The organism is Rhodococcus sp. NPDC058505 (genome assembly GCF_042720095.1).
Classification (GTDB): Bacteria; Actinomycetota; Actinomycetes; order Mycobacteriales; family Mycobacteriaceae; genus Rhodococcus_G.
The window spans coordinates 36,224-48,597 of sequence record NZ_JBHXNB010000018.1 but is presented as its reverse complement, the minus strand read 5'-3'; the positions used below and the strand labels follow the sequence as shown (position 1 = coordinate 48,597).

The following is a 12,374-nucleotide window of genomic DNA, read 5'->3' as shown; positions in this document are numbered from 1 at the left end:
CCCCGAGGAGTGTTCACCCGTGGCCCCACCGAACCTGACCCGCGAGCAGGCAGCAGAGCGCGCCGCCCTGCTGACCGTCGACAACTACACGGTCGACCTGGACCTGACCGACGGTGCAGGCGGACCGGGCGACCTGACCTTCCGCTCCCGCACGTCCGTCACGTTCGACGCGACCGAGGGCGGCGCGACGTTCATCGACCTGATCGCGAAGACCGTGCACTCGGCGACCCTCAACGGCGCCCCGGTCGACGTCAGCGGCTACTCGGAGGAGACCGGGATCGCGCTGACCGGTCTTGCCGCCAGCAACGAGTTGGTCATCGACGCCGACTGCCTGTACACCAACACCGGCGAGGGCCTGCACCGGTTCGTCGACCCCACCGACGACAGCGTGTACCTGTACTCGCAGTTCGAGACCGCGGATGCGAAGCGGATGTTCGCATGCTTCGACCAGCCGGACCTCAAGGCTACCTTCGACATCGCGGTCACCGCACCGGCGGACTGGAAGGTGATCTCCAACGGTGTCGGTACCGCCGCGGCGGGCAGGCACACGTTCGCGACCACGCCGCGGATGAGCACCTACCTGGTTGCCCTGATCGCGGGGCCGTACGCGGAGTGGACCGACTCGTACTCCGACGAGCACGGCGACATCCCGCTGGGCATCTTCTGCCGCGCATCGCTCGCCGAGCACATGGACGCCGATCGGCTGTTCACCGAGACGAAGCAGGGGTTCGCGTTCTACCACCGCAACTTTGGGGTGCCGTACGCGTTCGGCAAGTACGACCAGCTGTTCGTGCCCGAGTTCAACGCCGGTGCGATGGAGAACGCCGGCGCCGTGACCTTCCTGGAGGACTACGTCTTCCGCTCCAAGGTGACCCGCTACTCGTACGAGCGCCGCGCCGAGACGGTGCTGCACGAGATGGCACACATGTGGTTCGGCGACCTGGTGACGATGAAGTGGTGGGACGACCTGTGGCTCAACGAGTCGTTCGCCACGTTCGCGTCGGTGCTGTGCCAGACGGAGGCCACCGAGTACACCAACGCCTGGACCACCTTCGCGAACGTCGAGAAGTCGTGGGCGTACCGGCAGGACCAGCTGCCGTCGACGCACCCGATCGCCGCGGACATCCCGGACCTGGCCGCGGTGGAGGTGAACTTTGACGGCATCACGTACGCGAAGGGCGCGTCGGTACTCAAGCAGCTGGTCGCGTACGTCGGTCTCGAGCCATTCCTGGCGGGGCTGCGCGCCTACTTCGCCGAGCACGCCTACGGCAACGCCACCTTCGACGACCTGCTCGCCGCGCTGGAGCGCTCCTCCGGACGAGACCTGTCCGGCTGGGGGGCGCAGTGGCTCAAGACCACCGGCCTGAACATTCTGCGTCCCGAGTTCGAGGTCGACGGCGACGGCCGGTTCACCTCGTTCGCGGTGGTGCAGGACGGTGCTGCGCCCGGCGCTGGCGAGACCCGGGTGCACCGGCTCGCGGTCGGCGTCTACGACGACGTCGACGGCAAGCTGGTCCGCACCGAGCGGGTCGAGCTCGACGTCGACGGCCCGCGCACCGAGGTGCCCGACCTGGTCGGGGTGGCGCGCGGCGCGCTGGTGCTGGTCAACGACGACGACCTCACCTACTGCTCGGTGCGCCTCGACCCGGAGTCGCTGGAGACGGCGATCGCGCGGATCGGCGACATCACCGATCCGCTGCCCCGCACGCTGGTGTGGTCGGCGGCCTGGGAGATGACGCGGCAGGCCGAGTTCCGGGCCCGCGACTTCGTCGCGCTGGTGCAGCACGGTATCGGGGCCGAGACGGAGGTCGGGGTCGCCTCGCGGCTGCTGATGCAGGCGCACACCGCGCTCGCGTCGTACGCCGAGCCGGGCTGGGCCGCCGAGACCGGCTGGCCGGACTTCGCGAACCGGCTGCTGGAGCTGGCCCGCGAGGCCGAGGCGGGTTCGGATCACCAGCTGGCGTTCGTCAACGCGTTGACCGGCGCGCGCCTGGCGCCGTGGCACACCGAGGTGCTCGCCGAATTGCTCGGCGGCGCACCGGAGCGGGTGGGGCTGCCGGGCCTGACTGTCGACACCGATCTGCGGTGGCGGGTGCTGACGGCGCTGGCGGCGGCCGGTGAGATCGACGCGGACGGGATCGACTCGCCGGTCATCGACGCGGAGGCGGAACGGGATCCGACCGCGGCCGGTGCCCGCGCTGCCGCCGCCGCCCGCGCGGCCCGACCGCAGCGGGCGGTCAAGGAGCAGGCCTGGGCGACGGTGGTCGGCGACGACGCGGTCGCGAACATCACCGCCCGGTCCATCATCGGCGGCTTCGCGCCGGCCGGTCAGGGCGAGCTGCTGGAACCGTTCGTGGCACGCTACTTCGCCGACATCCCCGGCGTCTGGCAGCGGCGCTCGAGCGAGGTCGCGCAGACGGTGGTCGTCGGGCTGTACCCGGCGTGGTCGATCGACCAGGACGCGGTTGCCGCCGCGGACGCGTTCCTGGCGGGCGAGCATCCGCCCGCGCTGCGCCGTCTGGTCGTCGAGGGGCGCGCCGGCATCGTGCGTTCGCTCGCGGCCCGCGCGTTCGACGCCGGGTAGCCCGACAAACAAGAAGTTCCCCAATGCCACATTGGGTCACGTCAGGTGACCGAATGTGGCATTGGGGAACTCGGGGTGGTGCGTGCTGCCTACGGCTTGGCGATCGCCGCGCTCATCACGCGGATCGCGGCGACGAGGCCGTCGATCAGGTCGTTGTCGGCGAACGACGCCACCGCGGCCGTCACACCGAGCTGCGCGACGCGGTCCGTGACGCGGTCCGCGACGTCCTTGCCGGACCGGACCTCGACGACCCGCTGGTTCGGGGACACCGCGATGAGCACGGACCGCTCCGCCTCCGGGGTGGTCGGGAACAGCTCGGTGACGCCCGCAGCCGGGTCGGCGCCGAGGGTGCCGACATACACGTTGAACCGCACCTTCGTCGCGCGGGTCGCGTCGATCAGCGCGTCGTCGAGCGCGACGAGCTCGTCGGCGGTGAACGGGAGCGCGGTGTCGAGCGGCTCACCGACCCGATGCACGCCGGAGACCCGCCCGCTGGCGGTGACCACCGTGCCCACCGGGAGATCAGCCTCGATCACTGCCGGGAAACTACTACCACCTGCCACTTGCGGAACCTCCGATCAGATCTGCCGAGCCCGCCGTGATCGCGGCGTGGCCAGCGTGGTGGCCGGGACGGGTGGTGACCTCGTCGACGGCGGACCAGAGCACCGGCTCGTGGGTCCACTTCTTGTCCAGGGTGTACCGCGGGGGCTTGGGACTCGGGTCACGCTTGGCCGGATAGCACAGCCCCGCCATGACCGCGATGACGACGACGGGAATCCCGACGTAGATCAGCGTTGTCTCGAGAATGCTCACCCGCCAAACTTAGCCCAGGGCCGGGGAAAATGTGCCGTTGGGGCGGGCTTGACCGGCTCAGGCCGCGCCCTCCCCGAGATACCGCAGCCACAACGGGTCGAGTTCCTTCGTCGACGCGAGCAGCCGCCAGTGCTGACCCTTCGGCGGGACCAGCGCTGCGCGAAGCGTCCACCCGAGCTCGCTGAGGAGTTTGTCCGCTTTGCGATGGTTGCAGGGTGCGCAGCAGGCGACGCAGTTCTCCCAGGTGTGTTCGCCGCCGCGACTGCGCGGGACCACGTGGTCGATTGTCTCCGCCTTGTCGCCGCAGTAGGCGCACCGGAACCGGTCACGGTGCATCAGTGCGGCGCGGGTCATCGGGATCCGCGCCCGGTACGGCACCCGCACGTAATTTCGCAGCCGGATCACCGACGGAACCTGGACCGAACAGCCAGCGGAATGGATGACCTGGCCGAGCGGGTCCTCGTGCACGGAATCGGCCTTGTCGCAGACCAACAGCACGACCGCGCGGCGAACGGGGAGGGCGGTCAGCGGCTCGTAGGTGGCGTTCAGCAGCAGCACCCGGCGCTTCACCCAGGCGGCCACCAGGTCGTCACCCGGGCGGGTCGGCCTGTTGCCTTCGTCGATCGCGTACAGCGCGGGCGATGCGCGCTGCGGAGAAGCCCCCGACCCCGGCCTGTCACGGGCGTCGGTGGGCTCGAGTTGTCGATGCGCGCGGGTGCTGTGCCGGTGCTTCATGCGACCTCCGGAGAACGACCTGTCCCAGTTGACCACGGATGACGCGCGGACGCACGCGCATTTGCGGCACCGCATGCGGGACATTCGGTGAACGGGAGGCAACGCCGAAGGCACGTCGACACCCCACCTGCGGGCAGGCACAATGGGTGACGCCATGAGTGATGCCGAGATGAGCTTCTACGACGCGGTCGGTGGGGCCGAGACGTTCCGCAAGCTGACCGCCCGCTTCTACGAGGAGGTCGCGAAGGACGAGATCGTTCGCCCCCTCTACCCCGAGGAGGATCTGGGGCCTGCCGAGCGCCGGATGCGCATGTTCCTCGAACAGTACTGGGGCGGCCCGCGCACCTACTCCGAGGAACGCGGCCATCCGCGGCTGCGGATGCGGCACCACCCGTTCAAGATCGGCCCACTCGAGCGGGACGCGTGGCTGCGCTGCATGCACATCGCGATCGATTCGATCGACGAGCGCACCCTCGACGCCGCGCACCGGCGCGCCCTTGTCGAGTACATCGACATGGCGGCCAACTCGCTGGTGAACTCCCCCGTCTGACCCGCAGCGCGGGCCGATCGGTGCGCCCGCGCCGAGTCGTGGGCATCGCCCCGGTGTGGCACTGTGGCGACCGTGAGCACAGCGGAACGCGCGGCGGGTCCCCCGGATCGGGCCTGCGATGACCGGTGGTGGACGAACGCCGTCTTCTATCAGGTCTATCCCCGCTCGTTCTCCGACGGTGACGGCGACGGCGTCGGCGACCTTGCCGGGGTCCGCGACCGGCTCGGATACCTGGAGTTGCTCGGTATCGACGCGCTGTGGCTGAGCCCGGTGATGCGGTCCCCGATGGCCGATCACGGGTACGACGTGTCCGACCCGCGGGACATCGACCCGCTCTTCGGCGACCTCGACACGATGGATGCGCTGATCGCCGAGGCGCATGCCCGGCACATGCGCGTCACGATGGACCTGGTGCCCAACCACACCAGCGATCGACATCCGTGGTTCGTGCAGGCGCTGGCCGCGGCGCCCGGCGCCCCGGAGCGCGCGCGGTACATCTTCCGGGATGGGCGCGGCGCGAACGGCGACGAGCCACCGAACAACTGGCCGTCGATCTTCGGTGGTCCGGCGTGGACCCGGGTCACCGGGGCCGACGGCTCCCCCGGCCAGTGGTACCTGCACATCTTCGCCAGCGAGCAGCCGGACCTGAACTGGGACAACCCCGAGGTCGCCGACGACCTGCACAGCACGCTGCGATTCTGGCTGGACCGCGGCGTCGACGGGTTCCGGATCGACGTCGCGCACGGCATGGCGAAGCCGGAGGGCCTGCCCGATCACGAGTGGGCGGCGAGCGCGCTGCTGCGCAACGACGACGACGATCCGCGCTTCGACAATCCGGGCGTGCACGAGATCCACCGCGGCATCCGCACGGTGATGAACGAGTACCCGGGCACGATGGCGGTCGGCGAGATCTGGGTACGCGACAACGAGCGGTTCGGGGAGTACATCCGGCCCGACGAACTGCACCTGGGATTCAACTTCCGGCTCGCCGAGGCGGAATTCGGCGCTGAGCCGGTGCGCACCGCGATCGACAATTCCCTCGCCGCGGTCGACGCGGTCGGTGGCACCCCGACGTGGACGCTGTCGAACCACGACGTGCCGCGGGAGGTGACGCGGTACGGGGGCGGTGCGATCGGCCTGGCCCGTGCCAGGGCGATGGCACTCGTCGAGTTCGCATTGCCCGGTGCCGTATTCGTCTACAACGGTGCCGAACTGGGGTTACCGAACGTCAATCTGCCCGACGAGGCGCTGCAGGACCCGGTGTGGGCCCGGTCCGGGCACACCGAACGGGGCCGCGATGGCTGCCGGGTCCCGCTCCCGTGGGAGGGCAGCGAGCCGCCGTACGGCTTCACCACCGCAGCGGCAACGTGGCTGCCGATGCCGGCCGACTGGTCGACCCTGACGGCGGAGGCCCAACTCGAGGACGTCGAGTCGATGCTGTCGCTGTACCGCTCCGCGATCGAACTACGGAGCCGGCGTCCCGAGTGCACAGGAACCGAAATCGACTGGTACGGAAGCCCTCCCGGCTGCTTCGCCTTCCGTCGCCGCGGCGGGCTGATCTGCGCACTCAACGCCACCGACGCGCCGGTCGCACTGCCGCCCGGGCAGCTGCTGCTGGCCAGTGCCGCTCTCGTGGACGGCGCGCTGCCCGGCAATGCCGCCGCCTGGCTGGTGTGAGGAACGGCCCGGGACCGTTACAGCACCGACAGCGGAATGTCCCCGCCGCGGCGGGCGGCCACCGAGCCATACCGGGCGTCGAGCCGCAGCCAGGTCCGCGCTGCCCGGACCCGGACCAGCTCGGCCGGATCCACCACCGCCGACTCCACATCACCGCCCGGCACGAATCCCATTGCGGCCAGCGCAAAGACGGTGCGCATCGTGATGCCCACCTGCTCACCGCCGCCGTCGACGGCGAGGACCTCCTGCTCCAGGAGGGACGCGGGCGGCCCGTGACCGCCGTGCTCCGCAGCCACCTCGGTGCCCTGCCGGGCCAGGTCGATCAGCAGGCGCGCGGGAAGGTCGTCCACGTGCACCCATCCCCCGTCCGGGGGCAACGCACCCCGCCACGCCGAATCCATCGGGAATCCGGGGTCGATCTCCTCCCCGGCCGCGTCGAGTGCGTGCAGCAGCCCGTCGGCCGCGGCGACGATGTCGTCGGGACGCAGCCGCGCGGCAACCACCCGGGAGGCAATCGTGTCGAATCCCGTTGTCACCCAAGCCACGACGTGCGCGTCGTCGCGACGTCGCATGCGAACGACGGCGCTGTCGTCGAGCCGAACCGCCCGGGCAAGGAACGCCGCGAGGTTTGCCCGCTCCCCCGAGTCGGGGACGACGAGGACGCGGTCAGTCACGCTGCCAGCGCTCCAGGTATTCCCGCTCGGGTGCGGAAAGCCTGCGTAGCCGCTGCGTGTTGATGTCGAACGCCGCGATCTGGGTGGACGCCACGATCGACGGCGCCGACGCCGGATCGGCGCCGCCTGCCCGCACCTCGTAGCCGATCGTGAAGTCCACGGCGCGGACCTGGTCGATCCACATCAGCACGTCCAGTGGCCCGTCGTCGTGCCGCAGTTGGCCGCGGTAGCGCACGTGCAGGTCGGCGATCACCGCGCCCTCCCGCAGCGCAACCGTCGGCAGTCCGTCCTCGAATAGCCACGGGATCCGTGCCTCCTCGAGCAGCGTCACCATGCGCGCGTGGTTGATGTGCTGGAAGACGTCCATGTCGGACCACCGCACCCCCACCTTCGTGTGGAACCCCAGCTGCGTTCCCGTCCGCTCCCCGCTCACCGCATACCCTCCGCTCGGGTGCCCGCTCCGCGCACCATGCTCCGTACCTGACGCGCCGCCACCGACAGCGTCGCGAGGTCCAGGGTTCCAGACGCCCCGATCTCGCCGAGCGCCGCCCGCGCCCTCGCCAGCCGGGAGGCGTTGGTGGACTCCCAGTCCTCGATCTTCTCGGCCGCGCTCTCGTGCGGTTCGCCCCCGGACAGCACGTCCATCGTCAGGGCCCGCAGCGACCCGTACAGGTCGTCGCGCAGCGCAAGCCGAGCCAGCGAATGCCACCGATCACCCCGCGCGAGACCCGAAACGGCGGTGAGGAATCCGTCGATCCCGAGGTGCGAGTCGAGTGCGTAGTACAGCGAGCCGACCTCGTCGTGGTCCCGGTCGGTGATGTCCGAGATGTCGATGATGTCGAGGATCGGGAACGCGTCGAGCATGCCGAACACCCGCAGCGCCAGATCCCGCGGGCACCCGCGGCCGAGCACCGCCGCCATCCGCGCGTCCAGCTCGGTGAGGTGATGCCCGCGCAGCCAGCCGGGCACCCGCGGCGTCAGGGTCCGCACCCGGGCCGCATAGCGGTTGATCTCGGCACCGACCGCGATCGGCTGGGGGCGGTTGGTCAGCAACCAGCGGGAGACGCGGTCGAGCATCCGTCGCGATTCGAGGACCAGGTCGTCGCTGACCGAGGTGGGCACCGCGGCAGCGGCAATGTCCGCCCACACCCCCCGCAGGTCGAAGATCTCGGTGGCCGCGGTGAACGCGCGGATCGCGTCGGTGCTGCTCGCACCGGCCTCCTCGGCGAGCCGGTAGGTGTAGCTGATCCCACCGACGTCGACGGCCTCGTTCGCGAGGGTCGTCGCGACGATCTGACGACGCAGCCGGTGCGTGCGGATCTGCGACGCGAACCGGTCCCGCAGCGGCACCGGGAAGTACCGCGGCAGCCGGGTCGCGTAACTGTCACTGTCGGGCAGCTCGCTCGCCAGCAGGTCGTCCTTGAGGGTCAGCTTCACGTGGGCGAGCAGGGTCGCGAGCTCCGGCGACGTGAGCCCGAGCCCGGCCTCCGCGCGGTGCGCGATCTCGTCCTCGGTGGGCAACGCCTCGAGCCCCCGGTCCAGGCCGCGGTCGCGTTCGAGCACGGCGATCAGCCGTGCGTGCACGCCGAGCATCCCCGCCGCGTCGGCGCGGGAGGTTCCGATCAGCAGGTTCTGGGCGATGTTGTCGCGCAACACGAGCCGGGACACCTCGTCGGTCATCGACGCGAGCAGCTCGTTGCGTTCGCTGTGCCCGAGTTCGCCAGCACTGACCGCCGTGTCGAGCAGGATCTTGATGTTCACCTCGTGGTCGGAGCAGTCCACCCCGGCGGAGTTGTCGAGGGCGTCGGTGTTGATCCGGCCGCCGGACAGGTCGTATTCGACCCGGCCGCGCGGGGTGACGCCAAGGTTGCCGCCCTCGCCGATCACCCTGGCCCGCACCTCGGCGCCGTTCACCCGGACGATGTCGTTGGACTTGTCCCCGACGTCGGCGTCGGACTCGGCCCGCGACTTGACGTAGGTGCCGATGCCGCCGTTCCAGAGCAGGTCGACCGGGGCCCGCAGGATCGCCCGGATCAGTTCCGGGGGCGGCAGTTCCGTGACGGCGGCGTCGAGCCCGAGGGCGGTGCGGGCCGCCGCCGAGATCGGGATCGCCTTGACCGACCGCTCCCAGACCCCGCCGCCCGCGCTGATCGCGTCGCGGTCGTAGTCCGCCCACGACGAGCGCGGCAGCGCGAACAGCCGTCGCCGCTCCGCGAACGACCGCGGCGCGTCCGGGTCCGGGTCGAGGAACACGTGCCGGTGGTCGAACGCCGCGACCAGCCGAATGTGTTCGCTCAGCAGCATCCCGTTGCCGAAGACGTCACCGCTCATGTCGCCGATCCCGACCACCGTGACGTCCTGGGACTGCACGTCGACGTCGAGCTCACGGAAATGCCGCTTGACCGACTCCCACGCCCCCTTCGCGGTGATACCCATCTCCTTGTGGTCGTAGCCGACCGACCCGCCGGACGCGAACGCGTCCCCGAGCCAGTAGCCGTAGTCGGCGGCCACCTCGTTGGCGAGATCGGAGAACGCGGCGGTGCCCTTGTCGGCCGCGACGACGAGGTAGGTGTCGTCACCGTCCCTGCGCACCACCCGATTCGGCGGCAGCACCCGACCGGTGGCCCGCTCGACGTTGTCGGTGAGGTCGAGCAGTCCCGCCACGAACAACCGGTAACAGGCCCGCCCCTCGGCGAGCGTGGCCTGCCGGTCGGCTGCCGGGTCCCCGGTCGAGGACGGCGGCCGCTTCACGACGAAACCCCCCTTCGCCCCGACCGGCACGATCACCGCGTTCTTGACGGCCTGCGCCTTGACCAGGCCGAGGATCTCGGTGCGGAAGTCTTCCCGCCGGTCCGACCAGCGCAACCCACCGCGTGCCACCGGCCCGAACCGCAGGTGCACCCCCTCGACGCGGGGCGAGTACACGAACACCTCGAAACGCGGTCGGGGGCGGGGCAGTTCGGAGATCCGACCGGGATCGAGCTTGAACGCCAACACGTCGCGGTGCGCACCGGCCGCGTCGCGCATGTACGCATTGGTGCGGAGGGTCGCGAGGATCAGCGAGAGCATGGCGCGCAGGATCCGGTCGGCGTCGAGGCCGACGACGTCCTTGACCCTGGACTGCAGCTCCCCGGCGAGCTGCTCGGCCCGGTCGGCGGACGCCGCGTCCGGATCGAAACTCGCCTCGAACAGCTCGACGAGCAGCCGGGTCGTGTGCGCGTGGTCCAGCAGCACCGACTCGATGTGGAACTGGCTGTACGGGAATCCCGCCTGCCGCAGGTACTTCGCGTACGCCCGCAGCACCGCGGCCTGACGCCAGTCGAGGTGCGAACGCAGCACCAACTCGTTGAACCGGTCGGGTTCGGAGCGGCCGTACCAGACCGCGGTGACGGCGTCGGTGAACCGGCGTTGCAGCGCCCGAGCCTCGGCCGACCCGCCCCGCTCCGCCTCGTCGAGCTCGACCTCGAGGTTCTCCTCGACCGCGGTGTCGATCAGTTCCGGCGCCGCCGCCACCCCGAAATCGTAGATCCAGCAGGGCGTTCCGTCGGGTCGGAGCACATCGTACGGACGCTCGTCGATCACCTCGACTCCGAGGGACTGCAGCACCGGCAGCACCTGACTCAGTGACACCCCGTCCCCGGTGATGTACAGGGTGAACCGCCACTGCCCCGGCCGTGCCTCGCGCCGACGGTACAGTTCCAGGTCGATCTCCCCCACCCGAAGTCGCTCGAGCCGGGCGATGTCGCGGACGGCGCGGGCGGCCTCGAAATCCTCCTTGTAGCTCTCCGGGAAGGCGGCCGCGTACCGTTGCGCGGTCAGCGACGGCACCCGCGGTTCCCGGGTGGTTGCGTCCATCAGGTCGTCGTCCCAGGCGCGGGTCGCGGCAGCGAGCAGCGCCTCGATCCGCTCCCGGTTGGCCGCCGAGGTGTCGACGGGCGGGACCGGAGCGCCGGGCTCGGTACGGATCGTGAAATGCACCATGGCCAGGTCGGACTCGGTGACGCGGGCACTGTAATCGAGTGTGCCGCCACCAAGTTCACGCAACAGGATCGACTGCATCGCCAGCCTCGACCGGGTGTTGTACCGATCGCGCGGCAGGTAGACGAGCGCGGACACGAACCGGCCGTCGTGATCATCCCGCAGGAACAGGCGTGCCTGCCTGCGCACCCCGATCGCGAGGACCGCGGTCACCGTGTCGAACAGTGTGTCCGCGTCGACGGAGAACAGTTCGGTCCGCGGCAGCGACTGGATGACCTCCAGCATCGCCTGCCCGGAGAACGAGTGCAGGTCGAAGCCCGCGCGGGCGATCACCGCGCGGGCGCGGGTCGCGACGACCGGAATGTCGAGGATGTTCTCGTGCACCGCGGTCACGGTGAGCACGCCGAGGAAACGGTGCTCACCGACGGTACGACCGGCGGAATCGAGGTCGAGGACCCGCACGAACGAGGGGTAGACCGAGCGGTGCACCGTCGCGGGAAGCGGCCCCTGCGCGAAGGTCAACAACTGCTGGTCCGAACGGAACTCCGGTGCGGGAAGGTCGATCCGATGGTCGGTGCGGGTGGACGCGCCGAGAACCCCGAGCCCGCTGCCCGGGACGACACTGGCCGTGCGGGTGTCGTCGACCGCGGGGTCCCCGTACGCGTAGCGGCGGTAGCCGAGGAGCGCGAAGTGGCCAGCCGCGAACCAGCGCAGCAGTGCAGCATCGTCGCGGACCTGCCGCTCGGGATACCCGGTCGGTGCCGAGTCGGCGAACCGTTCGAGACCGTCGGCGAGATCGCGCTGCACCCCGCGCATCGCGTCGGTGTCGGAGATGACGGTGCGGACGTCGACGAGCACGTCCCGGACCGCGGCGGCGATGACGTCGAACCGCGCCGGGTCGGTGGCCGGATGCAGCTGCAGGTGCATCCACGACTCGGTGTGCGTGGAACGTTCGTGCTGTGCCCCGTCGACAAGCACGTCGATCAGTGCGCCGTCGGGGTCCCGCCGCACCCGCAGCACCGGATGCACGATCTCAACGACGGTCACCCCGAGGCGGGCGAGCAGGGCGGTGACGGACTCGACGAGCATCGGCATGTCGTCGGTGACGACCTGCAGCGCGGGCACGCCGCCCACCACGCCTGCCCTGGCCAGCGACCCGGCGGTCCCCCGGGTCGCCGCCAGCTCCAGGTGGGCCCGGAACGCGGCCATCGCCTCGTCGGTGACGATCCCACCGGTCCAGGCGACGTCGGTGCCCCGGAAGTAGGCGGCCGCCACCTCCGGCAGATGCCCGGACAGGGCGCCGGGCAGGCCGGCGCCCCATTCCGGGCCGAATCGATCTGCGGACACGGTCATCTCGCGGTCA

9 protein-coding genes are annotated in these 12,374 nt (G+C 70.5%); 3 read left to right on the top strand and 6 right to left on the bottom strand.

Features of this window, described 5'->3' with window-relative positions; translation table 11 throughout:
- The first annotated feature begins 19 nt into the window (after positions 1–19).
- Positions 20–2,584: an aminopeptidase N gene (pepN, locus tag ACFWPA_RS14455; protein ID WP_378506475.1), complete on the top strand. Its 2,565-nt coding sequence runs from the start codon at positions 20–22 to the stop codon at positions 2,582–2,584.
- An 89-nt stretch (positions 2,585–2,673) separates the two neighbouring features.
- On the opposite strand, the gene ACFWPA_RS14450 is transcribed toward pepN, so the two are convergent.
- The 3 genes from ACFWPA_RS14450 to ACFWPA_RS14440 are packed head-to-tail and all read right to left on the bottom strand — an operon-like array spanning position 2,674 to position 4,132.
- On the bottom strand, positions 2,674–3,147 hold the full coding sequence (locus tag ACFWPA_RS14450; RefSeq protein WP_378506474.1) for a DUF5130 family protein: 474 nt from the start codon (positions 3,145–3,147) through the stop codon (positions 2,674–2,676).
- Positions 3,134–3,397, bottom strand: a complete 264-nt coding sequence (locus tag ACFWPA_RS14445) for a hypothetical protein (RefSeq protein ID WP_378506473.1) — start codon at positions 3,395–3,397, stop codon at positions 3,134–3,136. The genes ACFWPA_RS14450 and ACFWPA_RS14445 overlap by 14 nt, the downstream gene beginning before the upstream one ends.
- Before the next feature lie 57 nt (positions 3,398–3,454).
- Entirely contained in the window at positions 3,455–4,132 is a 678-nt protein-coding gene (locus tag ACFWPA_RS14440; protein ID WP_378506472.1) for an HNH endonuclease, read from the bottom strand.
- A gap of 154 nt (positions 4,133–4,286) precedes the next feature.
- Here ACFWPA_RS14440 and ACFWPA_RS14435 point away from each other — a divergent pair, with 154 nt between their 5' ends.
- Together ACFWPA_RS14435 and ACFWPA_RS14430 are read left to right on the top strand one after the other, a co-directional pair.
- Positions 4,287–4,682, top strand: coding sequence for a globin (locus tag ACFWPA_RS14435; protein WP_378506471.1), 396 nt, complete (start codon positions 4,287–4,289; stop codon positions 4,680–4,682).
- A gap of 72 nt (positions 4,683–4,754) precedes the next feature.
- On the top strand, positions 4,755–6,359 hold the full coding sequence (locus ACFWPA_RS14430) for an alpha-amylase family glycosyl hydrolase (RefSeq protein ID WP_378506470.1): 1,605 nt from the start codon (positions 4,755–4,757) through the stop codon (positions 6,357–6,359).
- Positions 6,360–6,376: 17 nt separating this feature from the next.
- Here the strand turns inward: ACFWPA_RS14430 and ACFWPA_RS14425 are convergent, their stop codons facing one another.
- From ACFWPA_RS14425 to ACFWPA_RS14415, 3 genes are read right to left on the bottom strand one after another with little or no spacing between them, the layout of a single operon-like run.
- Positions 6,377–7,033 carry a hypothetical protein gene (locus ACFWPA_RS14425; RefSeq protein ID WP_378506469.1) on the bottom strand — a complete coding sequence of 219 codons (657 nt, stop codon included), beginning with the start codon at positions 7,031–7,033 and terminating at the stop codon, positions 6,377–6,379.
- Entirely contained in the window at positions 7,026–7,466 is a 441-nt protein-coding gene (locus ACFWPA_RS14420; RefSeq protein WP_378506468.1) for an acyl-CoA thioesterase, read from the bottom strand. Before ACFWPA_RS14420 ends, ACFWPA_RS14425 begins: the two co-directional genes overlap by 8 nt.
- On the bottom strand, positions 7,463–12,364 hold the full coding sequence (locus tag ACFWPA_RS14415) for an NAD-glutamate dehydrogenase (RefSeq protein ID WP_378570646.1): 4,902 nt from the start codon (positions 12,362–12,364) through the stop codon (positions 7,463–7,465). Before ACFWPA_RS14415 ends, ACFWPA_RS14420 begins: the two co-directional genes overlap by 4 nt.
- Positions 12,365–12,374: the final 10 nt, after the last annotated feature.